This window comes from Streptomyces sp. NPDC025793, assembly GCF_055558375.1.
Map to the genome: position 1 here is coordinate 232,437 of NZ_JBVHMR010000007.1, position 25,362 is coordinate 257,798.

Genomic DNA, 25,362 nt, shown 5'->3' on the forward strand with positions numbered 1-25,362 from the left:
CCACGGCCGGTACCACCGGCGCGCACACCCCGGGAGGCGCCCGATGAGGGTCCTGCTGATCGGAGCCAACGGCTACATCGGCCGCTTCGTCGCCGACCGCCTGCTCGCCGACCCGGCCGTCCAGCTCACCGCGCTCGGCCGCGGCGACGACGCCGACGTCCGCTTCGACCTCGCCACCGGCAGCCCGGGCGCGCTCACCCGCTTCCTCGACGCGGTCCACCCCGGTGTCGTCGTCAACTGCGCCGGCGCCACCCGCGGCGGCGCCCGCGAACTCACCCGGCACAACACCGTCGCCGTCGCCACCGTCTGCGAGGCCCTGCGCCGCAGCGGGTGCGGCGCCCGGCTGGTGCAGATCGGCTGCGGCTCGGAGTACGGCCCCAGCCAGCCCGGCTCCTCCACGGCCGAGGACGCCGTGCCCCGCCCCGGCGGCCCGTACGGCGTCAGCAAGCTCGCCGCGACCGAACTGGTCCTCGGCTCGGGCCTGGACGCCGTCGTACTGCGCGTCTTCTCCCCGGCCGGCCCCGGCACCCCGGCCGGCTCCCCGCTGGGCCGGCTCGCCGAGGCCATGCGCCGCGCCATGCAGTCCGGAGACGGCGAACTCAAACTCGGCGGGCTCGGCGTCCAGCGCGACTTCGTCGACGTACGCGACGTCGCGCGCGCCGTGCACGCCGCCTCGCTCTCCGCGGCGCAGGGCGTCATCAACATCGGCTCCGGGCGCGCCATCCGCCTCCGCGACGCCGCCGGGGTCCTCGCCCGGGTCGCCGGGTACGGCGGTGCGCTGCACGAACTCGACGCCCCGCCCGGCCCGTTGCGCGGTCCCATCGGCCATCCCCGTGCCGACTCCGACCACGCGGCTCCGGTCGCCTACCCGTATCCGGACGGCTGCGGCAGCTGGCAGCAGGCCGACGTGCGCACCGCGCGGGACCGGCTCGGCTGGCGCCCCCGCATCAATCTCGAAGAATCCCTGGCCGACATCTGGATGGAGGCGGCATGCCGCATCTGACCACGGCCGCGGCGGGCGCCGCGAGCACAGGCGTGCGCACCGCCCTCGGCGTGCCGGGGTACGCCCATCCGCTCGTCGCTCCCGCCCAGTGGGCCGAGCTCGCCCGGCCGGGCATCCCGCTGGACTGGGTGGTCCTCAACGTGTCCGCGGGGCCGGGCACCCGCCCCGACCCGCACTGTCTGGAAGCCGCGGGCCGACTCCGGGGCGCCGGGGTCCGTGTCCTCGGCCATCTGGACCTCACCTATGGCGCCCGTTCGTTCGCCGACGTGCTCGGCGACGCGCACCGCCACCTCGACTGGTACCGCGTCGACGGCTTCCTGCTCGACCGCTGCCCCAGCGAGCGCGTGGCGCTCCCCGAGGTCCGACGGGCGGTCACCACGCTGCGGGCGATCAGTGACACCGCCCACATCGTCCTCGGTCACCGCCGCCACCCCTACCCCGGCTACGCGGAGAACGCCGACCAGTTGGTGACCTTCTCCGGCCCCTGGTCCGACTACCGCTGGTCGCAGGTCGCCGAGTGGACCGCCGACTATCCGCCGGACCGCTTCTGCCACTTCGTGCACAGCGTCCCCCTGGGCCACCTGGACGAGGCGCTGCGCATCGCCCGCTGGCAGGGGGCCGCGACGATCTACTTCACCGACCGCACGGACCGCGGCGGCCGCAGCGATCCGTGGGAGGCGATGCCCGGCTACTGGGACGACATCGTCTCGCGTATCGGAACAGGTGTCTCGGAATGAAAAAGGCCGTGGCAGTGTTACGGGAAGAACAACCGTACTGTTTGACCGACCAACGGAGTCCCCGTGTCGTTGCCACCCCTGGTTGAGCCAGCCGCTGAGCTCACCGTAGACGAGGTCCGCCGGTACTCCCGCCACCTGATCATCCCCGACGTGGGCATGGACGGGCAGAAGCGGCTGAAGAACGCCAAGGTGCTGTGTGTCGGCGCCGGCGGCCTGGGCTCGCCCGCGCTGATGTACCTGGCCGCCGCGGGTGTGGGCACCCTGGGCATCGTGGAGTTCGACGAGGTCGACGAGTCGAACCTGCAGCGCCAGATCATCCACAGCCAGTCCGACATCGGCCGCTCCAAGGCCGAGTCCGCCCGTGACAGCGTCAAGGGCATCAACCCGTACGTGAACGTGATCCTTCACGAAGAGCGGCTCGAAGCCGAGAACGTGATGGACATCTTCAGCCAGTACGACCTGATCGTCGACGGCACGGACAACTTCGCGACCCGCTACCTCGTCAACGACGCGTGCGTGCTGCTGAACAAGCCGTACGTGTGGGGCTCGATCTACCGCTTCGACGGTCAGGCCTCCGTCTTCTGGTCCGAGCACGGCCCCTGCTACCGCTGCCTCTACCCGGAGCCCCCGCCCCCCGGCATGGTCCCCTCCTGTGCCGAGGGCGGCGTCCTGGGCGTGCTGTGCGCGTCCATCGGCTCCATCCAGGTCAACGAGGCCATCAAGCTGCTCGCGGGCATCGGCGAGCCCCTGGTCGGCCGCCTGATGATCTACGACGCCCTGGAGATGACGTACCGTCAGGTCAAGGTTCGCAAGGACCCGAACTGCGCGGTCTGCGGCGAAAACCCGACCGTCACCGAGCTCATCGACTACGAGGCCTTCTGCGGCGTCGTGTCCGAGGAGGCCCAGGAGGCGGCCGCCGGCTCGACGATCACTCCGAAGCAGCTCAAGGAGTGGATCGACGACGGCGAGAACATCGAGATCATCGACGTCCGCGAGCCGAACGAGTACGAGATCGTCTCCATCCCTGGCGCCAAGCTGATCCCCAAGAACGAGTTCCTCATGGGCGCCGCTCTGCAGGATCTCCCGCAGGACAAGAAGATCGTCCTGCACTGCAAGACGGGTGTCCGCAGTGCGGAAGTTCTCGCCGTCCTGAAGTCCGCGGGCTTCGCCGACGCCGTCCACGTGGGCGGCGGCGTCATCGGCTGGGTCAACCAGATCGAACCGAACAAGCCGGTCTACTGACCGACAGCCCCGCTGACCGGTGGGACGGACGAAGCCCACGGCTCTGACCGGATCGGATGCCGTGGGCTTCCGTCGTTGCCGGTCGGCGTCGGCCATCGTCCCGGCCGGCTCGGGCCCGTCGGTTCGCGGCCCTGTCGCGTGACGTCGGCCGGGGAACCACACTGGTCGGTGGGGCGCTCGCCTGGAGGCGCTTGCCCGCGACGGAAGGACGGACCCATGCCCACGGACACGCTTCCCGGCCCGCTGCGCTTCCTGGTCTTCGGCGCGGCTCTGCGGGGCGATTCGACCAACGCCCGCCTCGCCTCTCTCGTGGCCCGGCTGATCTCCGACACCGGTGCCGCCGTCGACCTCGCCACCATGCGCGACTTCGACATGCCCCTGTACGACGGCGACACGGAGGCCGGTGAGGGGCTGCCCCACGGCGCCCTCGCCCTGCGCGACCGGCTCGAACAGAGCGACGCCTTCGTCATCTCCTCGCCGGAGTACAACGCGTCCGTGCCGGGAGTGCTGAAGAACGCGATCGACTGGGTCTCGCGTGTCCGGCCGCAGCCGTTCAAGACCAAGCACGCGCTGCTCGTCTCCGCCTCGCCGTCGCTGGTCGGCGGCAACCGCGGGCTGTGGGCCCTGAGGGTTCCGCTGGAGCACCTGGGCACCCGCGTCTACCCGGACATGTTCAGCCTGGCCGACAGCTACCAGGCCTTCGCCGAAGACGGAACGCTGGCCGACCCGGGGCTGCAACAACGCCTCACCGAGACGGTGTCGGGTTTCCTCAGCCTCGTCGAAGCGGACGTGCGCTACGTCTGCCTCGAACGTCGTTGGTACGAGTTCCTGGGAGACCGTACCGAGGCGGCCATCACCCAGCGGGCCGAGAAGTGACGGAGCAACCGGAAACGTCAGGAGCAGACCGTCCCGTCCATCGGCACCGTTCCTTTCAATAGGTAGGCGTTCACCGTCGGGTCGACGCAGTCGCTGCCGTTGCCGACCAGCAGGATCGGTGCCGCACCCGGGGCGCTGACCTGCGGGGTGGTGAACTGGCCCGGTACCGGCCAGGCATGGCACCAGCCCGCCGTGTCCCAGCCCAGGAAGTCCCCGAACACCGGCGAGATCCGCTCGAAGCGCGCCAGTCTGCCCTTCGTCTCGGCGAACGTCGGGCGCTCGTTCTCGTCCAGGCACGATATGACCCGCTGGGACTGGGTCGTGGTGCCGTAGTGCCCCGACGAGACCCGCTCGTTGTAGCTGTCCGCGAGCGCCGGCAGTGGTGAACCGTCGCCCCGCTGCGCCGCGTCGAGCGCGCCGGTCAGCCTCGGCCGGCCGGCCTCGCTGTACAGCGGCACGATGATGCCGGTGGTCGCGAGCGTCTGGGTCAGCTTTTGACCGGAGGACGTCGGCAGCGGCTTCGCGTCGATCCGCTTCTGCGGGGCGGCGATCTTCCGGGAGCCCTGTGCGGGATCCTGCCCGGTGGACTTCAGGTAGTCGTCCAGTGCCCGCTGGAATCCGCGGGCCTGGTTCTCGGCGTGACCCACCGCGTCCGCGGTCGGGTCGACCACCGTGTCGAGGATCAGCCGCCCCACTCGCCGCGGGAACAAGTGGGCGTACACGCCGCCGAGTTCGGTGCCGTGGGAGATGCCGAAGCAGTGCAGCTTGTCGTCGCCCAGGACCTGGCGCATCAGGTCCATGTCGCGGGCGGCGTCGGTGGAGGATACGTGGGCCAGCAGCGGGCCGGCCGCCTTCCGGCAGCCCTTGGCGAAGTCGGCGGCGTCCTGGAGGTACGCCAGTTCCTCCCGTGGGGTGTCGGGCGTGGCGTCCACGAACTCGGCGGCCGTGATCCGCCGGTCGTCACGGCAGCGGACACCCTCGCCGGCGCCGACACCGCGCCGGTCCCAGCTCACCAGGTCGTCGTGCTCGCGCAGGGCGGAGACGGTGGCGGCGCAGGAGGGCATCGTCTGCGCTCCCGAGCCGCCCGGCCCGCCGAAGTCGAACAGCGGCGAGCCGATACGGTCGCCGCCGGTCGCCTTGGCGCGGATCAGTGAGAGGCCGATCGTCGCCCCGTCCTGCTCGGACCAGTCCAGCGGCACCTTGAGCGTCGCGCACCGCCACTCGTCGCCGGGTGCCGCTAAGCCCCCGGAGGCCTTGCAGCGGCGCCAGTCGAGATGCTGGGAGGTGAGGGAGGGCGGCAGCTTCGGCTCCGGAGGTGTGGACCCCGATGCCGCGTCACCCGACGCCGACGGGGAAGCCGCGTCCGCCCCCTTGCCCTCGTCCGCGTGTCCGCCCCCGCCGGACCCGCAGCCGGCCACCAGCAGCACCGCGGCCGCGACGGCCGTCCAGCGCAGGAATCGCCTCATGCGCACCCCCCCTCACAGGTCCGACGCGTCGTGCCGCGCCGGGTGTTCAGGCCATGGTAGGCGCCCCGAGCCGAACGCGTTTCGGCCTGTGGATAACCCTTTGACCTGCAGTTTTGGGTGGCTGAGGGTGTCTCAGGAGCAGACCGCCCCGGCGTTCGGCACCGTGCCGTTCAGCAGGTAGTCGTTCACCTTGCTCTGCACACACTTGTCCTTGCTGTCGTACGCGCCGTGCCCCTGGCCCTTGTACGTCAGCTCGACGGCGACGCCACTGCCGAGCGCCTCGGCCATCTTCCTCGCGCCCTCGTACGGGGTGGCCGGGTCGCCGGTGTTGCCGACGACGAGGATGGGCGCCGACCCGTGCGCGCTGACGTCGGGATGGTCGGCGGCGCCGGGCACGGCCCAGTCGGTGCAGCTGATCATGCCCCAGGCCAGGAAGTCCCCGAACAGCGGGGAGGCGGCGCGGAATTCGGGCAGCCTCTGCTGGACGAAGTCCGCGCTGTACCGCGGCCTCTCGTCGGCGCAGTTGATCGCGGTGTTGGCCGCGGTGATGTTGCTGTACTCGCCGTTCTCACTGCGGCCGTTCATCGAGTCGGACAGCAGCATGAGGATCCGGCCGTCGCCCTCGTAGGCCGCCTCCAGCCCCTCGGTCAGGTACTCCCAGAAGTCCTTGGAGTACAGGGACTGTGCGATGCCGTTCGTCGCGGCGGTCTGGGTGAGCCGGCGCGGCGGGTCGCCGGAGATCGGCCTCTTCTCCAGGTCGTTGAGGAGTTTCGCGATGCGGTTCTTCACGTCCTCCGGGGTGTCGCCGATCGGGCACTGCGTGCTCTTCGACGTGCAGTCCTCGGCGAAGTTGTCGAGCGCGAGCTGGAAGCCCTCGGCCTGTCCGAGCGCGCTCTGTTCGGGGTTCTGTGTGGGGTCGACGACGCCGTCGAAGACGGCCCGGCCGACGTTCCTGGGGAACAAGTGGGCGTACACGCCGCCGAGTTCGGTGCCGTAGGAGATGCCGAAGTAGTGCAGCTTGTCGTCGCCCAGGACCTGGCGCATCAGGTCCATGTCGCGGGCCGCGTCCGTGGTCGCCACGTGCGGCAGGACCTTCCTGGAGTTCTTCTCGCAGGCCGCGTTGAACTGCTTGGTGCGGTTCACCAACTGGGCGCGCTCGGCGCTGTTGTCGGGCGTCGAGTCCTGCTGGAAGAACACGTCCAGCTGGGCGTTGCTCTCGCACTTCACCGGCGCGCTGCGGCCGACCCCGCGCGGGTCGAAGCTCACCAGGTCGTAGCGGGTGCGCAGGACGTCGTAGTCCGAGCCGAACGCGGGCAGCGTGCTGACCCCGCTGCCGCCGGGTCCGCCGAAGTTGAACACGAGCGAGCCGATCCGCTTGCTCTCCGGGCCGGTCGCCCTGGCGCGGATCAGGGCGATGCTGATCGTGTCGCCCTTCGGCTTGCCCCAGTCAAGGGGCGCCCGCATGGTGGCGCACTGCCATGCGGCGCCGTTCGGCAGCGGGGACGGGGCGCTGCCGCCGCCCTCGGCCTCGGACGGAGCCGGGCAGTCCTTCCAGTGCAGCTTCTGCGCCGTGAGATCCCCGTCCTCGGCGCCGTCGCCGCATCCTGCCAGCGATGCGGCCAGCAACACGGCGGTGGTGGTCAGGGCGGCGCAGCGCAGCCGGGAGGGGTTCGCCATGTAACCATCCTGGGGGCGGGTACGCCCACGCGCGCGGGACGCGGGCCGTACGAGGTACCCGCACCCCGCTCCCTTACAAGGCGCCCTTGCGGCTCAGGTGGTTGAACGCCAGCCAGCCCGGCAGCACCGGCAGCCACAGCGTCAGCAGGCGGTACAGCAGGACCGCCGGGGCGGCGACCTCCTTGGGCAGTCCGACGGCGATCAGACCGACCGTGAGGGTCGCCTCCACGGCGCCCACACCGCCCGGAGTGGGCGCGGCGGAACCGAGCGCGTTGCCTGCGAGGAAGACCACGGCGACGCTGGCGATGCTGAGCGAGGCCGTACTGCCGCCGAACGCCCGGATGGAGGCGTCCAGGCACATCACGAAGCAGAACGTCAGCAGCAGGATGCCGCCGATGCCGGTGATCAGCTTCTGCGGCCGCTGGAGCACGTCGAGCATGCGGGGCACGACGCCCGCGAACAGCGACCTCACGCGCGTGACGACGAATTTCCGCAGGAACGGCACCGACGTCACCACCAGTACCAGCACCGCGACCGTCAGCAGCCCCGCGATGACCGTGCGGGACGGCGACAGGGACGGCGTCTTCTCGGTGCCGGTGAGATAGCCGAAGGACAGCAGCATCAGGATGTGAGCGCCGAGCCCGGCCAGCTGCGACGCGCCCACGCTCGCCACCGCGAGCCCCGGCCGGATCCCCGCGCGCTGGAGATACCGCGTGTTGAGGGCAACACCGCCGACCGCCGCCGGTGCCACGATCTTCACGAAGGAGCCGGCCACCTGGGCCGCCACGGCCCGCAGGAAGGGCACCCGCTCCGGCACGAACCCGAGCAACTGCATCGCCGCCGCGACGTAACTGAGCGCCGCGAACAGCACGGCCGCCGCGACCCAGCCCCACTGGGCGCCTGCGACGAGCGGCCCGAACTCGATGTGTGTGAGCTGCGTCAGCAGGAAGTACGCGCCGATGGCGCCCGCGATGAAACTGATCAGGGTGCGCGGCCGCACCCGCTCCAGCCGGGCCGGCTCCACCGGTGCCTGCGGCCTGATCCGCAGCACCTCGTGACGGATCTGCGTGAGCAGATCCTCTTCACGCGCTTCTTCGAGCGCCTCGTCGATGGCCCGCTTCTCGGCCCGTGCCTGCGCGCGTGCGGCCTTCTTGTCGGCCTTTTCGAGGGCCTTGGTGCCGTCTTCCCCGGCTTCCTCCGGCCGGGTCGGCCTGGTCTGCCGGGATGCCTCCAGCACGGCGTCGCGCTCGCGCTGGGCGCGCTCCCGGGCCAGTTTGCGCAGCGTCGCGCGCGTGGAGCGTGTCAGGGCGATCGGCTGGAGCAGGGGCAGACAGTCGGCGACCGCGTCCGGGCCGAGCACCCCGACCGCCGAGGCCACCGCTCGCTCGGCGCCCACCCGCAGAGCGAGGGTGGTGACCAGCTGGGCCACGTCCATGCGCAGGAGCAGTTCGCCGGCCGCGATCTCGCCGCCGCGCAGTTCGGTGAGGATCACCGTGCCGGAACGATCCACCAGAACCGCGTCACCTGCGAGCCTGCGGTGCGCGATGCGCCGGGACTGCAGCGCCTGCACCTGGTGCCAGGTGTGGCGCAGCAGGTCGTCGGTGATCTCCGCGTCGGTCAGCGAGTCGAGTGTGCGCCCGCCGGTGTGCTCGTAGACGAGCATGACGGCGTCGGGGCCGAGTTCGGAGGTGGCGATCAGCTTGGGCGCGTTGGCGCCGGCCGCGATCGCCGCGTACGCCAGCAGGGCCTCCTGCTCCAGCGCCTGCCGCAGTGACTGGAGGCTGGAACGGGTGGCGAAACCGCGCAGGGTCAGATTGCGCCACACCCGGTAGAAGAAGCCCTGTGCCTGCTGTTCCCGGTCGACGACCGTGACGTCCAGCGGCGGGCCGTCCTCCAGGGTGACGAAGTAGCGCCGGCCGCGGTCGCCGTTCTCGCTCTCCACGGCCTCCTCGCGGGCCGCGGCGACGGGGTGGAAGCCGACGTGCCTCAGGCCCGCCATCAGGGTCTGGCCGGTGGGGCGGACGTTGGGGGAGCCGACCGCGTAGAGCGTGCCGTAGGCGACGGTCCAGCCGATCAGCACCGTCAGGATGATCGAGAACGGGGTCGTGTAGCCGGTGACCAGCATCGAGAACGCGTCGAGCAGCAGGACGATCCACAGCACCGAGCGCCATCGGGGTCTGCGGGACATCCCGACGGCCGTCATGTAGGCGATGACGGGTGCCAGATAGCCGTGCACGGGGTCGGTCAGGGCGTGCAGATCGCCCGGCGAGGGCTGGGTGAGCGCCTCCTGGATCGAGTCCGGGGCGCCTCTCGCGACCCACAGGTCGGTCGCGAGGGTCACTCCGTGGGCGAGGACGGCGGCGAGGACGCCGTCGGCGATGCGCAGTCCGTCGCGTTTGATCAGCCGCTCGATCGCGAAGGCGACCGGGACCAGCAGGATCGCGATGCTGGACGCCAGCCCCGCGAACCTGATCAGCAGGTCGGGGGCCTGCCCGGTGCCCTTGTTGATGTCCTGTTCGAGGCCCGAGGTGGTGCCGTGCGCGAACGCGGCGATCGCGAGCAGCACAGCGATGGCCAGCACGCCGACCAGAAGCCGCATGAGATCGGACGGGCGGTGCACGCGCGCGGGGAGCAGCGGTTCGTCACCCTCCACCTCGCCGGCGTGCTGTTCGCCGTCGGCGCCCGGACCGTGGTCGGGGGGCGTGTTCTCCAGGACGTGCGCCCCCTCGCTGTCGTGATGGTCGTCTCCGCGCGCCTGCGTGCCGTCGCCCTTTCGGGCCGCGGCGTCATTCCCACGCGCACGCGTGGCGTCGTCCGTGTGTGGACCGGTGTCTTCCTGGTGCGTGCCGTCGCTCTTGCCCGCGCCGGCGGCGCCTGGGCGCGCGGCGGCGTCAGGGGTGCCCGCCCCGCCTTCGGGGTGCACGCCCTGCTGTTTCATGGTCTCTTCTTGGTCTCGTATCACCGGTCACCGCCCGCACGATGGTGGCATGCCCCACCGACCCGCGGGGGCATCAGGGTGCGGATGCGCGGGCGCACAGTCTGCCCGAAGCGCCGTCCAGGGGCGAGAGGGCCGATCCCGCCGTCCGCGCCGCGCTGTCGGTGGAGTGCGGCAGGATGGGGCGAATGAGCGAGCAGAGCCCTGCCGAGGACACCCGCGAGGGGTACGCGGACGCACTGCCGGAGTACGCCGAGCGGGTCCTCGAGGTCGCCGAGCGGATCCCGCCGGGCCGCGTGATGACGTACGGCGATGTCGCCGAGTGGCTCGAGGAGGGGGGACCGCGCCAGGTCGGCCGGGTGATGTCCCTCTACGGAGGCGTGGTGCCGTGGTGGCGGGTCGTCCGTGCCGACGGCGTGCTGCTGCCGGGACACGAGCTGCGTGCCCTCGGCCACTACCGCGCGGAGGGCACGCCGCTGAGAGAGGCGGGCAGAAGCACCGAGGGACATCTGCCGCGGCTCGACATGCGGCGGGCCCGGTGGGACGGCGGGGCGGGCGCTGAGGGTCACACCTGACAGCTTCCGCCATCGGATTGCTCCAGGGGAGAGCCTGTGGCCCGTACGGGGGACAGGGGGACGTCCGTGGCATGACGTACGTTCGTGAGGTGTGGGACGCGCGTGGCGCGAGCGCCGCGAGGGATGAAGCGGAAGCCCTGCTTCCGTCCGGAGCGGCGGCGTAGCGTCGGCTGCACCCGTCCCCCGCACACCGTGGTCGCCGCCTCGCGCGCGTGACCGCCCGCCCATCAGCACGACCACCAGGACCGGCCAGCCACGTGAGCTCCTCTTCCTCCACCGGACGCCTGCCGCACCCCCAGGTGCGGCAGGGGAGCCGTGGCGCTTACCGGCTGGTCCGTACCCCTCCCGCCGCTGCGGATCCCCCTCGTCTGGACGCGACACAGCGTGCCGTGGTTGACCACCGCTGCGGACCGCTGCTCGTCCTCGCCGGCCCAGGCACCGGCAAGACCACCACACTGGTCGAGTCCGTCGCCGCGCGGATCGCCCGCGGCGCCGACCCGGAACGCATCCTGGTGCTGACGTTCAGCCGCAAGGCCGCCGTCGAGCTGCGCGACCGCATGGCCCTGCGCATGGGCGCCGCCCGCGCGCCCCGGGCCACCACGTTCCACTCGTACTGCTACGCCCTGGTGCGCGGCCACCAGGACAGCGAGCTGTTCGCCGAGCCGCTGCGCCTGCTCTCCGGCCCCGAGCAGGACGTCGCCGTGCGGGAGCTGCTCGCCGGACAGCCCGACCTGGAGCGGCTCGGGCTCACGCACGTGCGCTGGCCCGACGAACTGCGCGCCTGCCTGACCACGCGCGGCTTCGCCGACGAGGTCCGCGCCGTCCTCGCCCGCAGCCGTGAGCTGGGCCTCGGCCCCGACGCCCTGGACGCCTTCGCCCGCCGTATCGGCCGCCCCGACTGGCGCGCGGCGGCCGCGTTCCTCGCCGAGTACCTGGACGTGCTCGACATGCAGGGCGTGATCGACTACGCAGAACTGGTCCACCGCGCGGTCCTGCTCGCCGGGCGCCCCGAGAACGCCACGCGACTCGCCGCCCGGTACGACGCCGTGTACGTGGACGAGTACCAGGACACCGACCCCGCCCAGGTACGGCTCCTGCACGCCCTGGCCGGCGGCGGACGCACCCTGGTCGCCTTCGGCGACCCCGACCAGTCGATCTACGCCTTCCGGGGTGCCGACGTGAACGGCATCCTCGACTTCCCGGCGGCCTTCGCGCGCGTGGACGGCCGCCCCGCCCCCGTCGAGGTGCTGCGCACCTCCCGCCGCTTCGGCGCCGCACTGCTGGCCGCCACCCGTCTGATCACCCAGCGCATGCCGCTGACCCGGCTGGCCGCCGACAAGGTGCGCGCCCACCGCGAACCGGCCGCCGTACGGGACGGGGGCCGCGTCGAGGTCTACACGTACCCCACGGCCGGTACAGAAATGGACAACATCGCGGACGTCCTGCGCCGCGCGCACCTGGAGGACGGCGTCCGCTGGAGCGACATGGCCGTCCTCGTACGGGCCGGATCCCGCCTCCCGACGCTCCGCCGCGCCCTGACCGCGGCCGGCGTACCGCTGGACATCGACGGCGACGATCTGCCCCTGCGGCACGAGCCGGCGGTGTCACCCCTGCTGACGGCTCTGCGCGCGGTGGCCACGGCGGAGGCCGGCCGCCGCGAGGCCACCGGAGAAGTCATCGAAGAAGCCGCCCCAGACGCCGCCACCGAAGGCGTCGAAGGCGGCGAGGACATGGGTACGCCGGCCGCGGACACCTCCTGGCTCGACACCGAAACCGCTCTCACCCTGCTCACCTCCCCCCTCGCCGGCATGGACGCGGCCGATCTGCGCCGGCTCGGGCGCGCGCTGCGCGAGGAGGAGCGCGCGGCCGGCAACGCGCTCCCGCCGCCGTCCGACGAACTTCTCGCGCGGGCACTCGCCGAGCCCGAACGCCTGGCCGTGCACGACCCGGCGTACGCGCGCGGGGCGCAGCGCCTCGGCGCGCTGCTGCGCAAGGCCCGCGAGCGCCTCGCGGGCGGCGGTACGGCCGAGGAGGCGCTGTGGGACCTGTGGGCGGGCACGCCCTGGCCCGCCCGCCTGGAACGGGCCGCCCGGCGCGGCGGAGCGGCCGGCCGCAACGCCGACCGCGACCTGGACGCCGTGTGCGCGCTGTTCGCCACCGCCGCGCGCGCGGAGGAGCGCACCGGGGGACGTGGCACGCTGAACTTCCTGGAGGAGATCGAGGCCGAGGACATCGCCGCCGACACGCTCGCGCGCCGCGCCGTGCGCCCCGACGCCGTCCGCCTGATGACCGCTCACCGCGCCAAGGGCCTGGAGTGGCGCCTGGTCGTCGTCGCGGGTGTCCAGGAGGGCCTGTGGCCCGACCTGCGCCGCCGCGGCTCCCTCCTGGAGGCCGACCGCATCGGCCGCGACGGACTCGCCGAACCGCTGACGCCGGGCGCCCTGCTCGCCGAGGAGCGCCGGCTGTTCTACGTCGCCGCCACGCGTGCGCGTGAGCGTCTGGTCGTGACCGCCGTGAAGACACCGGCCGACGACGGCGACCAGCCGTCCCGGTTCCTGGCCGAACTCGGCGTCGAGCCCCGGGACGTCACCGGCCGGCCGCGTCGCCCGCTGTCCGTCGCCGCGCTCGTCGCCGAACTGCGCGCCACCACCGTCGACCCGCGCGCGTCCGCCCCGCTGCGGGAGGCCGCCGCCCGCCGCCTGGCCCGGCTCGCCGCCCTCGCCGACGAGGACAGCCGCCCCCTGGTGCCCTCCGCGCACCCCTACCGCTGGTGGGGCATGTACGACCCGACGGAGAGCAAGCTGCCGCTGCGCCACCGCGACCAGCCGGTCGTGCTCTCCGGCAGCGCCCTCGACCAGCTCGCCAACACCTGCGCGCTCCAGTGGTTCCTGGGGCGCGAGGTGAAGGCCGACGCGCCCGCCACCACCGCCCAGGGCTTCGGGAACGTCGTCCACGTCCTCGCCGACGAGGTCGCCTCCGGCCGTACCCCGGCCGACCTCGACGTCCTCATGGAGCGCCTGGACTCGGTGTGGAACGCGCTCGCCTTCGACGCGCCGTGGAAGTCGAGGCAGGAGAAGGACAACGCGCGCGTGGCACTCGAACGCTTCCTGAACTGGCACGTCCTGGACCGCACCGGCCGCATCCCTGTGGCGAGCGAGCAGGACTTCGACGTCACCCTCCGAGCAGGCGACTACGAGGTCCGCATCCGCGGCCAGATGGACCGCGTGGAGGCGGACGGCGAGGGACGCGCGTACGTGGTGGACTTCAAGACCGGCAAACAGGCGCCCAGCGCCGCCGAGGTGGCCCGCCACCCCCAGCTCGCCGTCTACCAGCTCGCCGTGCGCGAAGGCGCCGTCGACGAGGCCTTCGACGGCGTACGTCCCGAACCGGGCGGCGCCGAACTGGTGCACCTGAGGCAGGGCGCCGCCAAGCGCGACGGCGGCGACAGCCTGCCCAGGACACAGAGCCAGGAGCCGCTGTCGGGGGAGTGGGTCGGCGAGCTGCTGGCCACCGCCGCCGGAAAGGTCCTCGACGAGCGGTTCGCACCGAGCACCGGCCAGCACTGCACGCACTGCGCGTTCCGCGCCTCGTGCAGCGCCCGGCCCGAGGGGCGGCACGTGGTCGAGTGAGCTTGGCCAGGGCGGGAGTGACGGACGGCACCACATGCGCTGACCTGCGTCTCTTTCGCCCCGCAGGGCTGATCCGCGCTCGACTGTCAGTGGGCGCCGCTAGCCTTTTGCGACATGCCCGCCCGTATCACCGATCCCGAACAGCTCAAGGAGCTCCTCGGCATCCCGTTCACCCCGGAGCAGACGGCCTGCATCACCGCGCCGCCCGCCCCGCAGGTGATCGTGGCCGGAGCCGGGTCGGGCAAGACCACCGTGATGGCCGCGCGCGTGGTCTGGCTGGTCGGCACCGGACAGGTCGCCCCCGAACAGGTCCTCGGCCTGACCTTCACCAACAAGGCCGCCGGCGAGCTTGCCGAACGCGTCCGCAAGGCACTGGTCAGGGCCGGCGTCACCGACCCCGATGTCATCGATCCGGACAACCCGCCGGGCGAGCCGGTGATCTCGACGTACCACGCCTTCGCCGGCCGGCTGCTGACCGACCACGGCCTGCGCATCGGCCTGGAGCCCGCCTCCCGGCTGCTCGCCGACGCCACCCGCTACCAGCTCGCCGCGCGCGTGCTGCGCGAGGCCCCCGGCCCCTACCCCGCCCTGACCCGCTCCTTCGCCGACCTCGTCAGCGACCTGCTCGCCCTCGACTCCGAACTCGCCGAACACCTCGTCGACCCCGAGGAACTGCGCGCCTGGGACGCCGGCCTGCTGCACACCCTGCGCAGCGCCAAGCTCACCAACGCCGACCTGCGCAAGGTCCCCGAGACCGCCGCCGCCCGCCGGGAACTCGCCGACCTCGTGCAGCGCTACCGGGCCGCCAAACGCGCACGCGACCTGCTCGACTTCGGTGACCAGATCGCCCTGTCGGCCCGCCTCGCGCGCGTGCCCGAGGTGGGCCGCCTCCTGCGCGAGGAGTTCCGCGTGGTGCTCCTGGACGAGTACCAGGACACCTCCGTGGCCCAGCGCGTCCTGCTGGCGGGCCTGTTCGGCGGCGGCACCGGCCACCCGGTCACCGCGGTCGGCGACCCCTGCCAGGCCATCTACGGCTGGCGCGGCGCCTCCGTCGCCAACCTCGACGACTTCCCCGCGCACTTCGCCCGGGCCGACGGCCGCCCCGCGACCCGGCAGGCGCTCAGCGAGAACCGCCGCAGCGGCGGCCGCCTCCTCGACCTCGCCAACGGCCTCGCCGAGCCCCTGCGCGCCCTGCACGCGGGTGTGGAGGCCCTGCGCCCCGCCCCCGGCGCGGAGCGCGACGGCACGGTCCGCTGCGCCCTGCTGCGCACCCATGCCGAGGAGATCGACTGGCTCGCCGACTCGATCGCCCACCTCGTGCGCACGGACACCGCTCCCGGCGAGATCGCCGTCCTGTGCCGTACGGCGACCGACTTCGCCGAGATCCAGGGCGCGCTCGTGGCCCGCGACATCCCCGTCGAGGTCGTCGGCCTGTCCGGACTGCTGCACCTGCCCGAGGTCGCCGACCTCGTCGCCGTCTGCGAGGTGCTCCAGGACCCCGGCGCCAACGCCTCCCTGGTGCGCCTGCTGACCGGCCCGCGCTGGCGCATCGGCCCCCGCGACCTCGCCCTGCTGGGCCGACGCGCCCGGCTGCTGGTCGCCCACGCGCGCGTCGGCGACTTCGACGACCCGGACCGCCGGCTCGCCGCGGCCGTCGAGGGGGTCGACCCGTCCGAGGTGATATCGCTCGCCGACGCCCTCGACACCTTCCTGGAGACGCCGGCGGAGGGCGCCTTCGACGACGGCCTCGACGACGCGCTGCCGTTCTCCGCGGACGCGCGCGTGCGCTTCGCCCGCCTCGCGGCCGAGCTGCGCGACCTGCGCCGCTCCCTGTCCGACCCGCTGATGGACGTCCTGCACCGCGTCCTCGCCGTCACCGGACTGGAGGTGGAGCTGTCGGCGTCACCGCACGCCCTGGCCGCCCGCCGCCGCGAGACCCTGTCCAACTTCCTCGACATCGCCGCCTCCTTCGCGGCGAGCGACGGCGAGGCGACCCTGCTCGCCTTCCTCGGCTTCCTGCGCACCGCCGCGCAGTACGAGAAAGGCCTCGACAACGCCCTGCCCGGCGGCGAGAACACCGTCAAGGTGCTCACCGCCCACAAGTCCAAGGGCCTGGAGTGGGACGTCGTGGCCGTCCCGGGACTGGTCGAGGGCACGTTCCCGAGCGCACAGGGGCGCGAGAAGTGGACGGCGCAGGCCAAGGTGGTGCCGCACGCCCTGCGCGGCGACGCCGACACCCTGCCCGACGCGGACAGCTGGGACTCGCGCGGCATGAAGGCCTTCCACGAGGCCATGAAAGACCACCAGCACACCGAGGAGCTCCGCCTCGGCTACGTCACCTTCACCCGCCCCCGCTCCCTCCTGCTCGGCTCCGGCCACTGGTGGGGCCCCAGCCAGAAGAAGCCGCGCGGCCCGTCCGGCTTCCTCCAGGCCCTGTACGACCACTGCGCCGCCGGACACGGCGAGATCGAGCAGTGGGCGGACGAGCCCGCCGAGGACGAGCAGAACCCGGCCCTGCACGCGGCGAGTGCCGACCAGGCGTGGCCGCTGCCGCTGGACGACGCCGCCCTGACCCGCCGCCGCGCGGCCGCCGAGACCGTCCTCGCCCACCTGGACGCCCTCACCGTCCGGGACACCGGCCGCCCGTCGGCCGCCCACGACCCCGCCGCCTTCGACGACCCGCAGTGGCCCACGCCCCCGGACGAGGACCCCTACGGGGACGAGCCGTACGACGAGCACGAGGCGGACCTCCCCCACGACTACGACGAGACCCCCTTCGGCGACTACGACGCGGACCCCTTCGGCGACGAGGAGCCGCCGTACGACACGGACGTCCCACCGGATTCCGCACCCCTGGAGGGCACGGACGACCCCGTCGGCCCGGGCACCCGGGACACCGCCCGGCCCGCCGTCCCCCACCAGGCCCCCGCCCCGCCGCACCACCCCCGCCCCGCCGAGCCGCACCCGCGCCTCACCCCGGAGGAGGCCCGCGCCGTCGCCTCCTGGGACCGTGACCTGGACGCCCTCACCGGCGAGCTGCTGCGCGCCCGCCGGACCGTCACGGACGTCCCCCTGCCCGTCACGCTGACCGCGTCCCAGCTGATGCTCCTGGCCGAGGACCCTGACGGGCTCGCGCAGGAGCTCGCGCGCCCCATGCCGCGCCCCCCGCAACCGGCCGCGCGCCGGGGCACCCGGTTCCACGCCTGGGTCGAGGCCCGCTTCGAAGAGCTGACACTGCCCCTGCTCGAACCGGACGAGCTGCCCGGCAGCGACGCCGAGATCGCCGACGAACAGGACCTCCAGGCCCTGAAGGAGGCCTTCGAACGCAGCGCCTACGCCCGGCGCACCCCGTACCGCGTCGAGGCCCCCTTCCAGTTCACCCTGGCCGGCCGCGTCGTACGCGGCCGGATCGACGCCGTCTACAAGAACGGCGACGGCGACGAGGCGACGTACGAGATCGTCGACTGGAAGACCAGCCGCACCCGCGCGGCGGACCCGCTCCAGCTCGCCGTGTACCGGCTGGCCTGGGCCGAGCAGCAGGGCGTGCCGCCCGAGGCGGTCACGGCCGCCTTCCTGTACGTGCGCAGCGGCGAGGTCGTACGCCCCGCGGGCCTGCCGGACCGGGCCGCGCTGGAGCGGCTGCTCACGGGTGACCAGGAAGCAGGCCGCACGGCCGCGGGGGAGGCGGACCGGGAGCCGGATCGAGTGTGACGAACCGCCCGCCGAGGATGTCGGTGCGGGCCGATAGGCTCGTGAGCATGAGCCAGACCCCGGACAGCGCCGTCCGCACGTACATCGAGCAACACCGCGCCGCCTTCCTCGACGACCTCGCCGCATGGCTGCGCATCCCCTCCGTGTCGGCCCAGCCCCACCACGCGCCCGATGTACGGCGCAGCGCCGACTGGCTCGCCGCGAAACTCGGGGAGACCGGCTTCCCGACCGTCGAGGTCTGGCCGACCCCCGGCGCCCCGGCCGTCTTCGCCGAGTGGCCCTCGGGCGACCCAGAGGCCCCCACCGTGCTCGTCTACGGCCACCACGACGTGCAGCCCGCCGCCCGCGAGGACGGCTGGGACAGCGACCCCTTCGAACCGGTCGTCCGCGGAAACCGGCTCTACGCGCGCGGTGCCGCCGACGACAAGGGTCAGGTGTTCTTCCACACACTCGGCGTCCGCGCCCACCTCGCCGCCACCGGCCGCACCGCCCCCGCGGTCAACCTGAAGCTGCTCATCGAGGGCGAGGAGGAGTCCGGCTCCCCGCACTTCCGGGCCCTGGTGGAACAGCGCGCCGGCCGGCTCACCGCCGACGCCGTGATCGTCTCCGACACCGGCATGTGGTCCGAGGACACCCCGACCGTGTGCACGGGCATGCGCGGCCTCGCCGAGTGCGAGATCCGCCTGTACGGCCCCGACCAGGACATCCACTCCGGCTCCTTCGGCGGCGCCGTACCCAACCCGGCGACCGCGCTCGCGCGCCTGGTCGCCGCGCTGCACGACGAGCACGCACGCGTGGCGATCCCCGGCTTCTACGACGGCGTCGTCGAGCTGACCGACCGCGAGCGCGAGCTGTTCGCCCTGCTGCCCTTCGACGAGGAGCGCTGGCTGCACACCGCCAGGTCCCGCGCCACCCACGGCGAGGCCGGGCACACCACCCTGGAGCGGATCTGGGCTCGCCCGACGGCCGAGGTCAACGGCATCGGCGGTGGCTACCAGGGCCCGGGCAGCAAGACGATCATTCCGTCCGCGGCCATGGTGAAGCTGTCGTTCCGGATGGTCGCGGGCCAGGAGCCCGAGCACATCGAGAAGGTCGTGCACGCCTGGGCAGCCGAGCAGGTGCCCGCCGGAATCCGCTGGGAGATCGACTTCGGCTCGGCCACGCGCCCGTGCCTGACCCCGCTCGACCACCCCGCCCTGCAATCCGTGGTGCGCGCCATGAGCCGCGCCTTCGAGACACCGGTCCGCTTCACACGCGAGGGCGGCTCCGGGCCCGCTGCCGACCTCCAGGAAGTCCTCGGCGCCCCCGTGCTCTTCCTGGGCATCTCCGTCCCCTCCGACGGCTGGCACGCCCCCGACGAGAAGGTCGAGCTCGACCTCCTCCTCAAGGGCGTCGAGACCAGCGCCTACCTGTGGGGTGACCTGGCCGAGAACTGGCGACCCACGCCCTGACCGCACCGTACGTCCCGCCGAACCGCCCGCCGAACGAACCGCTGTACTGGGGGAGTTGGAAGCACCCGTGACCACCTGGACCGACGACACAGCCGACCGACCCATCTCGCTGACCGCCCCGAGCGGCATCGACCGCGCCGCCCACCACCGGCTCGACGAAGCCTGGCTCGCGGCGGCGTGGAGCCACCCCACGACCCGCTGCTTCGTGGTCTCCGGCGGCCAGGTGCTCATCGACGAGACCCCGGACGGCCGGACCGAACTCGTCATGACACCGTCCTTCGAGGCCCCGCTCACCGAGGCCCACCGCTACTTCCTCGGCATCGACGAGGACGGCGTCAGCTACTTCGCACTCCAGAAGGACGCCCTGCCCGGCCGCATCGACCAGGCGGCGCGCCCCGCCGGCCTGCGCGAGGCGGGCCTGCTCCTGTCGCCGCGCGACGCCGGACTCATGGTGCACGCCGTCGGCCTGGAGAACTGGCAGCGCACCCACCGCTTCTGCTCCCGCTGCGGCGAGCGCACGGTGATCGCCGCCGCCGGCCACATCCGCCGCTGCCAGGCCTGCGGCGCCGAGCACTACCCGCGCACCGACCCGGCCGTGATCATGGCCGTGACCGACGCGGACGACCGCATCCTGCTCGGCCGCCAGGTCCACTGGCCCGAGGGCCGCTTCTCCACACTCGCCGGCTTCGTCGAGCCCGGCGAGTCCATCGAGCAGGCGGTGTGCCGCGAGGTGTCCGAGGAAGTGGGCGTCACCATCGGCTCCGTGGAGTACGTGGCCAGCCAGCCCTGGCCCTTCCCCTCCAGCCTGATGCTCGGCTTCATGGCCCGCGCCACGTCCATCGACATCGACGTCGACGGGGACGAGATCCACGAGGCCCGCTGGTTCTCCCGCGAGGAACTGCACGACGCCTTCGAGGCCGGCGAGGTCATGCCGCCCTACGGCATCTCCATCGCGGCCCGCCTCATCGAGATGTGGTACGGCAAGCCACTGCCGACCCGCAGCTTCGTCTGAGGCCGCCTCCCGGTGGCCGGCGATCCGTACTGGAACCACAACGTCCACTACCACCGGGCCGTGCTGGCAGCCGTCCCCGGCGGCTGCCGCACGGCCCTGGACGTGGGCTGCGGAGACGGCCTCCTGGCGCGCAAGCTCGCCACCCGAGCCCGGACGGTGACGGGCGTGGACCGCTCGCCGGAGATGATCCGGCAGGCCCGCGCCCGACAGCCCGGGAACGTCACCTTCGTACAGGCCGACTACCTGGACAGCACCGCCCTGCCCCAGGGCGCCTACGCGTTCGTCAGCGCGGTCGCGGTCGTGCACCACACCCGGTTCGACGACGCCATCGGTGCCCTGACCCGGCTGGTCGCGCCCGGCGGCCGACTCGTCGTCGTCGGGCTGGCCCGCAACGAGACCCTGCTCGACCGGGCGATCAGCGGCTGCGGACTGCCCGCCAGCCTCGCCCGCGCGCGCGTGCACGGCGGCAAGCGCGGCCCGGCGGCGATGCCCATGGAAGACCCGCGCATGCACTGGAGCGAGGTCCGCGCGGCCGCCCACCGCCTGCTGCCCGGCTGCCGCTACCGGCGCCGGCTGCTGTGGCGCTACATCGCGGTCTGGGACAAGACGCGGCAGGGCGGCCCCTGACTCTCAGAGGCCGCCCTGCCGTGGCCACCGCGGAAAACCCGCGGAACCTCACGCGCCGATCTTCTGCTTCACCTGGGCCAGCGACGGGTTCGTCAGCGTGCTGCCGTCGCCGAAGAGCACGGTCGGGACCGTCTGGTTGCCGCCGTTCGCCTTCTCCACGAACGCCGCGGACTCCGGGTCCTGCTCGATGTTGATCTCGGTGTAGGCGATGCCCTCCCGCTCCAGCTGCTTCTTCAGCCGCTGGCAGTAGCCGCACCAAGTCGTGCTGTACATCGTCACAGTGCCCTGCATGTCTCTCGCGCTCCTCAGGCAGCTCGGAAAACGTCGTCCGCTGGAGAACGTACGCGAAAGGCCCGCCATTCCCGCCCGGGGTATGCCCCATCTCACCCGGTTGTCCACAGGCCGCTGTGACGCCTGCCGCATTAGTACGACGAAGGATGCCCGCCTGTGGACAACCGCCGCGGCAGCCCCGGGCGACCTGGCAGCATTGCGGTGTGACAGCAGCAACGCACTCCCCCCTCTTCCCGCAGGTACCGGACTCTGCCGACGCGGTGCTCGAAGGGCTCGACCCCGAGCAGCGCGCGGTGGCCACCGCCCTGCGCGGCCCGGTGTGCGTCCTGGCCGGAGCGGGCACGGGCAAAACCCGGGCGATCACCCACCGCATCGCCTACGGAGTGCGCGCCGGCATCCTGCAACCCTCCACCGTGCTCGCCGTCACCTTCACCAACCGCGCCGCCGGAGAGATGCGCGGCCGGCTGCGCCAGCTCGGCGCCCACGGCGTCCAGGCCCGCACCTTCCACTCCGCAGCGCTGCGCCAGCTCCAGTACTTCTGGCCGAAAGCGATCGGTGGCGGCATGCCCCGGCTGGTCGACCGCAAGATCCAGCTCGTCGCCGACGCGGCCGCCGCCTGCGGCACCCGGCTCGACCGAGGCGAACTGCGCGACGTGACCGCCGAGATCGAATGGTCCAAGGTCACCCAGACCGTCCCCGCCGACTACCCGTACGCGGCCGCGAAGGCCGGCCGCGAGACCCCCCGCGCGCCCGCCGAGATAGCCCACCTCTACGCGGCCTACGAGAACCTCAAACGCGACCGCGCGGTGATCGACTTCGAAGACGTCCTGCTGCTGACCGTCGCCATCCTCCAGGACCGGCACGACATCGCCGAACAGGTCCGCACGCAGTACCAGCACTTCGTCGTCGACGAATACCAGGACGTCAGCCCGCTCCAGCAGCGGCTGCTGGAGCTGTGGCTCGGCGACCGGGACAACCTGTGCGTGGTCGGCGACGCCAGCCAGACCATCTACTCGTTCACGGGAGCAACCCCGGACCACCTCCTGGACTTCCGGACCAAGCACCCGGGCGCCACCGTCGTGAAGCTGGTCCGTGACTACCGCTCCTCGCCCCAGGTCGTCCGCCTCGCCAACGGCCTGCTCGCCCAGGCCCACGGCCGCGCCGCCGACCACCGACTGGAACTGGTCTCCCAGCGCGCCCCCGGCCCCGAACCCGTCCACACCGAATACACCGACGAGCCCGCCGAGGCCGAGGGCGCCGCCCACCGCATCCGCGAGCTGATCGACGCCGGCGTCCCCGCCGCCGAGATCGCCGTCCTGTTCCGTACGAACGCCCAGTCCGAGACCTACGAGCAGGCCCTCGCCGACGCCGGCGTGCCCTACCAACTGCGCGGCGCCGAGCGCTTCTTCGACCGCCCCGAGATCCGCAAGGCCGGCATCGCCCTGCGCGGCGCGGCCCGCTTCGGCGGCAACGACTCCCTCCTGGACGACGCCGTCGACCTGCCCTCCCAGGTGCGTGCCGTGCTCTCCGGCGAAGGCTGGACCAGCGAGCCGCCGACCGGCTCCGGCGCCGTCAGAGAGCGCTGGGAGTCCCTGGCCGCCCTCGTCAACCTCGCCCACGACCTCGCGGCCGGCAACCCGAAAGCCACCCTCGCCGACTTCGTGACTGAACTGGACGAGCGGGCGAACGCCCAGCACGCCCCCACCATCCAGGGCGTCACCCTCGCGTCCCTGCACGCCGCCAAGGGGCTGGAATGGGACGTCGTCTTCCTGGTCGGCGTCGCCGAAGGCATGCTGCCCATCACCTACGCCAAGACCGACGAACAGATCGAGGAGGAACGCCGGCTCCTCTACGTCGGCGTCACCCGCGCGCGGGAACGGCTCCACGTCTCCTGGGCTCTGTCCCGCTCGCCGGGCGGGCGCCCCAACCGCAGAGCCAGCCGCTTCCTCGACGGCCTGCGCCCCGGCACCACCCGCACGGCCGGCCGCGCCGGCACCGCAACCGGCGCGGGCGTCGAACGCGGCACCGGCCGCGACATCCCCGCCGTACCCCGGCGCGTCCAGCGCAGCCCCGCGCGCTGCCGGGTCTGCGGGCGGACGCTCACCGACGCGGGCGAGATGAAGCTGATGCGCTGCGAGGAGTGCCCCTCGGACATGGACCAGGGCCTCTACGAACGCCTCCGCGAGTGGCGGACGGTCCAGGCCGAGCGCAGCGGACAGCCGGACTTCTGCGTCTTCACCGACCGCACCCTCGTGGCCATCGCCGAGGCACGGCCGGAGAACTCCGCCGAACTCTCCCGCATCCCCGGCGTCCTCAGCCGCAAGCTACGCAGCTACGGGGACGAAGTTCTGGCCATCTGTGCAGGTCAGGACATCAACGAAGGCGACAGGGACGACTGATACGAACTCGTCGAAAAAATAGTTTGCGCATGCCCCGGCAATCCCCATAGGTTCTAGGCACGGAAGCCGCGGCCTTCTCGAAGGCCCGCCTCCGTGATGTACTTGCATATCCGAACGGACTGGCTCACCCCAGTCCCCAAGACGCCGAGAGGAGGCGAGTCCAGTGATCAGCATCAACACCACCAGCACGGCCAAACTGACCGATCGCTCGACCGTCTCCACGTGCATGCTCGGCGCCTCGAACCAGGGCACCGGTCTGTCCGGCATCCGTGCCGTCCGTCCGGCGTCCTCCCTTGCTCTCACGGGTCTTTCCACCCGCGAGCGCAATGAGCGACCGACCAAGGCACTGGAAGCGGTAGCGGCAAAGGCACATGCCTATGCCTTTGCGGCAGCCGGTGCCGGATTCCGGAAGCAGACGACGCAGCACCACCAGATGTGGGCCTCCCGCGGGCCTAAACCCTGGAGTGATCCAGCCTGATCGCCGATCAGGTCGGCGCCTTCAGGGCCGCGGAACCCCATCCGGGATCCGCGGCCCTTCTGTTTTCCCTCAAGCGGGAGAACGGAGCCGAAGGGGCCTCGGGCAGAAAAGAACCCGGTACCAGCCGACACCCGGTCAACCGGCCGGAACGACCAGACGAGGAAGACCAACCGTGCAACTCGAAGCGCACGCCCCGTCCGTACCGCCTTCGCAAACGATCCCCCCGCCCGGCCTCACGGAGGACTCCACCTTGATCCCCCTCACCGCGCTCACCGCGCTCGACGACGCCATCGAGAACCTCGGCGTACCCGTCCCCTGCCGCTCCTACGACCCGGAGGTCTTCTTCGCCGAGTCGCCGGCGGATGTCGAGTACGCCAAGTCCCTGTGCCGCACCTGCCCGCTGATCGAGGCCTGCCTCGCCGGTGCCAAGGAGCGGCGCGAGCCCTGGGGCGTCTGGGGCGGCGAGCTGTTCGTCCAGGGTGTCGTCGTCGCCCGGAAGCGGCCGCGTGGTCGCCCGCGGAAGAACCCGGTCACGGCATGAACACCGCAGGAACGATCGATCGCCCCCTCACGCACGACCCCAAGAAGCAGGCCCCGATGAAGCCGTCCACCAGCGAGCCCGCAGGCTCCGCGACCACAGACTTCACCACCACCGGCGCGACCGAAGCGCGCCAGAACAGGAACCGTGAGATGCAACTCATGCAAGAAGCCCTGGCTCGTGCGCATATGCACGAGCGCCTCGACGACGCCGGGAGAGAGCGCCGGGCCCTGCGCCTGGTGGTCGCCCAGCGGATGCAGCGCCGGGCGGAGCGTGCCTCGCTCCGCGCCCGCCGTGCGCTCGCCATGGCCGTCATGCAGTAACGATCACACCTGAGAAGCGGTGGCCTCCCCGGTCCGGGGAGGCGAAGACTTCCACGCGGGGGCCGGTCCGGCCGAACGGACCGGCCCCCGCGGTGCGTTGTGCGCGACGATCGACCGGTGCGGAGTTATCGTCACCAGGTGAAGAGTCCTCCCGGAGACGGTGATCAGGGCGGCTCCACTCCGGAGCGCCGCGTGCTCGTGTGCGCCCGCTGCGGCGCCCCGGCCGACGGCCCCCCGCCGGCCACCTGGACCTGCTCCGTGGAGAGCGGCACCCGCCGGTACTTCTGCGACGCCTGCTCCCGGGAGAACCTCAGAGCGATCGAGGGGCGGCTGGATTCCTCCTGGTGGTGAGTCTGTCCTTCGGGGCCCTCCCCTCCCCCCGCCCTCCCCTC

The 25,362-nt window shown here is 72.4% G+C and carries 19 protein-coding genes; 15 read left to right on the plus strand and 4 right to left on the minus strand.

Annotation, left to right across the window (positions count from 1 at the left end; translation table 11 throughout):
• The first annotated feature begins 43 nt into the window (after nucleotides 1-43).
• The 4 genes from ACZ4MF_RS16920 to ACZ4MF_RS16935 all read left to right on the plus strand — a co-directional run bounded on the left by ACZ4MF_RS16920 (nucleotide 44) and on the right by ACZ4MF_RS16935 (nucleotide 3,858).
• Entirely contained in the window at nucleotides 44-1,003 is a 960-nt protein-coding gene (locus ACZ4MF_RS16920; protein WP_356029036.1) for an NAD-dependent epimerase/dehydratase family protein, read from the plus strand.
• Nucleotides 991-1,740 (plus strand): spherulation-specific family 4 protein, encoded by a 750-nt coding sequence (locus tag ACZ4MF_RS16925; protein ID WP_467492761.1) that lies wholly within the window; start codon nucleotides 991-993, stop codon nucleotides 1,738-1,740. The genes ACZ4MF_RS16920 and ACZ4MF_RS16925 overlap by 13 nt, the downstream gene beginning before the upstream one ends.
• Nucleotides 1,741-1,803: 63 nt before the next feature.
• The gene (moeZ, locus tag ACZ4MF_RS16930) at nucleotides 1,804-2,982 is read left to right on the plus strand and encodes an adenylyltransferase/sulfurtransferase MoeZ (RefSeq protein WP_071372914.1); all 1,179 of its coding nucleotides are present in this window, start codon (nucleotides 1,804-1,806) and stop codon (nucleotides 2,980-2,982) included.
• A gap of 216 nt (nucleotides 2,983-3,198) precedes the next feature.
• Nucleotides 3,199-3,858 (plus strand): NADPH-dependent FMN reductase, encoded by a 660-nt coding sequence (locus tag ACZ4MF_RS16935; protein WP_467492762.1) that lies wholly within the window; start codon nucleotides 3,199-3,201, stop codon nucleotides 3,856-3,858.
• 17 nt (nucleotides 3,859-3,875) lie between these two features.
• On the opposite strand, the gene ACZ4MF_RS16940 is transcribed toward ACZ4MF_RS16935, so the two are convergent.
• From ACZ4MF_RS16940 to ACZ4MF_RS16950, 3 genes are all read right to left on the minus strand, one after another.
• A complete protein-coding gene (locus ACZ4MF_RS16940; RefSeq protein WP_467492763.1) occupies nucleotides 3,876-5,324 on the minus strand; it encodes an alpha/beta fold hydrolase in 1,449 nt (482 codons plus the stop codon).
• A 132-nt stretch (nucleotides 5,325-5,456) separates the two neighbouring features.
• Nucleotides 5,457-7,001 (minus strand): alpha/beta hydrolase, encoded by a 1,545-nt coding sequence (locus ACZ4MF_RS16945; RefSeq protein ID WP_467492764.1) that lies wholly within the window; start codon nucleotides 6,999-7,001, stop codon nucleotides 5,457-5,459.
• Between the two features lie 73 nt (nucleotides 7,002-7,074).
• Nucleotides 7,075-9,939, minus strand: a complete 2,865-nt coding sequence (locus ACZ4MF_RS16950) for a lysylphosphatidylglycerol synthase transmembrane domain-containing protein (RefSeq protein ID WP_467492765.1) — start codon at nucleotides 9,937-9,939, stop codon at nucleotides 7,075-7,077.
• 185 nt (nucleotides 9,940-10,124) lie between these two features.
• Between ACZ4MF_RS16950 and ACZ4MF_RS16955 the strand changes: the two genes are divergently transcribed.
• The 6 genes from ACZ4MF_RS16955 to ACZ4MF_RS16980 all read left to right on the plus strand — a co-directional run bounded on the left by ACZ4MF_RS16955 (nucleotide 10,125) and on the right by ACZ4MF_RS16980 (nucleotide 20,941).
• A complete protein-coding gene (locus ACZ4MF_RS16955) occupies nucleotides 10,125-10,511 on the plus strand; it encodes an MGMT family protein (RefSeq protein ID WP_467492766.1) in 387 nt (128 codons plus the stop codon).
• A gap of 257 nt (nucleotides 10,512-10,768) precedes the next feature.
• The gene (locus ACZ4MF_RS16960; protein ID WP_467492767.1) at nucleotides 10,769-14,140 is read left to right on the plus strand and encodes an ATP-dependent helicase; all 3,372 of its coding nucleotides are present in this window, start codon (nucleotides 10,769-10,771) and stop codon (nucleotides 14,138-14,140) included.
• A 114-nt stretch (nucleotides 14,141-14,254) separates the two neighbouring features.
• Complete coding sequence (locus ACZ4MF_RS16965; protein WP_467492768.1) at nucleotides 14,255-17,851, plus strand: ATP-dependent DNA helicase; 3,597 nt, start codon at nucleotides 14,255-14,257, stop codon at nucleotides 17,849-17,851.
• A 47-nt stretch (nucleotides 17,852-17,898) separates the two neighbouring features.
• Nucleotides 17,899-19,302: a dipeptidase gene (locus tag ACZ4MF_RS16970; protein WP_467492769.1), complete on the plus strand. Its 1,404-nt coding sequence runs from the start codon at nucleotides 17,899-17,901 to the stop codon at nucleotides 19,300-19,302.
• 67 nt (nucleotides 19,303-19,369) lie between these two features.
• On the plus strand, nucleotides 19,370-20,314 hold the full coding sequence (gene nudC, locus ACZ4MF_RS16975) for an NAD(+) diphosphatase (RefSeq protein ID WP_467492770.1): 945 nt from the start codon (nucleotides 19,370-19,372) through the stop codon (nucleotides 20,312-20,314).
• 12 nt (nucleotides 20,315-20,326) lie between these two features.
• The gene (locus ACZ4MF_RS16980; RefSeq protein ID WP_467492771.1) at nucleotides 20,327-20,941 is read left to right on the plus strand and encodes a class I SAM-dependent methyltransferase; all 615 of its coding nucleotides are present in this window, start codon (nucleotides 20,327-20,329) and stop codon (nucleotides 20,939-20,941) included.
• 48 nt (nucleotides 20,942-20,989) lie between these two features.
• Here the strand turns inward: ACZ4MF_RS16980 and ACZ4MF_RS16985 are convergent, their stop codons facing one another.
• Complete coding sequence (locus tag ACZ4MF_RS16985; protein ID WP_071376557.1) at nucleotides 20,990-21,232, minus strand: mycoredoxin; 243 nt, start codon at nucleotides 21,230-21,232, stop codon at nucleotides 20,990-20,992.
• Between the two features lie 146 nt (nucleotides 21,233-21,378).
• Here ACZ4MF_RS16985 and ACZ4MF_RS16990 point away from each other — a divergent pair, with 146 nt between their 5' ends.
• The 5 genes from ACZ4MF_RS16990 to ACZ4MF_RS17010 all read left to right on the plus strand — a co-directional run bounded on the left by ACZ4MF_RS16990 (nucleotide 21,379) and on the right by ACZ4MF_RS17010 (nucleotide 25,321).
• Complete coding sequence (locus ACZ4MF_RS16990) at nucleotides 21,379-23,631, plus strand: ATP-dependent DNA helicase UvrD2 (protein ID WP_467492772.1); 2,253 nt, start codon at nucleotides 21,379-21,381, stop codon at nucleotides 23,629-23,631.
• A 163-nt stretch (nucleotides 23,632-23,794) separates the two neighbouring features.
• Nucleotides 23,795-24,109, plus strand: a complete 315-nt coding sequence (locus tag ACZ4MF_RS16995; protein ID WP_467492773.1) for a hypothetical protein — start codon at nucleotides 23,795-23,797, stop codon at nucleotides 24,107-24,109.
• Nucleotides 24,110-24,281: 172 nt separating this feature from the next.
• Nucleotides 24,282-24,650, plus strand: a complete 369-nt coding sequence (locus ACZ4MF_RS17000) for a WhiB family transcriptional regulator (protein WP_053664703.1) — start codon at nucleotides 24,282-24,284, stop codon at nucleotides 24,648-24,650.
• On the plus strand, nucleotides 24,647-24,970 hold the full coding sequence (locus ACZ4MF_RS17005) for a hypothetical protein (RefSeq protein ID WP_071376555.1): 324 nt from the start codon (nucleotides 24,647-24,649) through the stop codon (nucleotides 24,968-24,970). The genes ACZ4MF_RS17000 and ACZ4MF_RS17005 overlap by 4 nt, the downstream gene beginning before the upstream one ends.
• Before the next feature lie 138 nt (nucleotides 24,971-25,108).
• Nucleotides 25,109-25,321 carry a hypothetical protein gene (locus tag ACZ4MF_RS17010; protein ID WP_467492774.1) on the plus strand — a complete coding sequence of 71 codons (213 nt, stop codon included), beginning with the start codon at nucleotides 25,109-25,111 and terminating at the stop codon, nucleotides 25,319-25,321.
• Nucleotides 25,322-25,362: the final 41 nt, after the last annotated feature.

Coding starts and splice junctions, on each gene's coding strand:
- ACZ4MF_RS16935 (WP_467492762.1), top strand. CDS start 3,199: ATGCCCACGGACACGCTTCCCGGCCCGCTGCGCTTCCTGGTCTTCGGC.
- ACZ4MF_RS16925 (WP_467492761.1), top strand. CDS start 991: ATGCCGCATCTGACCACGGCCGCGGCGGGCGCCGCGAGCACAGGCGTG.
- ACZ4MF_RS17005 (WP_071376555.1), top strand. CDS start 24,647: ATGAACACCGCAGGAACGATCGATCGCCCCCTCACGCACGACCCCAAG.
- ACZ4MF_RS16990 (WP_467492772.1), top strand. CDS start 21,379: ATGCCCGCCTGTGGACAACCGCCGCGGCAGCCCCGGGCGACCTGGCAG.
- ACZ4MF_RS16950 (WP_467492765.1), bottom strand. CDS start 9,939: ATGAAACAGCAGGGCGTGCACCCCGAAGGCGGGGCGGGCACCCCTGAC.
- ACZ4MF_RS16985 (WP_071376557.1), bottom strand. CDS start 21,232: ATGCAGGGCACTGTGACGATGTACAGCACGACTTGGTGCGGCTACTGC.
- ACZ4MF_RS16965 (WP_467492768.1), top strand. CDS start 14,255: ATGCCCGCCCGTATCACCGATCCCGAACAGCTCAAGGAGCTCCTCGGC.
- ACZ4MF_RS16940 (WP_467492763.1), bottom strand. CDS start 5,324: ATGAGGCGATTCCTGCGCTGGACGGCCGTCGCGGCCGCGGTGCTGCTG.
- ACZ4MF_RS16970 (WP_467492769.1), top strand. CDS start 17,899: ATGAGCCAGACCCCGGACAGCGCCGTCCGCACGTACATCGAGCAACAC.
- ACZ4MF_RS16920 (WP_356029036.1), top strand. CDS start 44: ATGAGGGTCCTGCTGATCGGAGCCAACGGCTACATCGGCCGCTTCGTC.
- ACZ4MF_RS16945 (WP_467492764.1), bottom strand. CDS start 7,001: ATGGCGAACCCCTCCCGGCTGCGCTGCGCCGCCCTGACCACCACCGCC.
- ACZ4MF_RS16955 (WP_467492766.1), top strand. CDS start 10,125: ATGAGCGAGCAGAGCCCTGCCGAGGACACCCGCGAGGGGTACGCGGAC.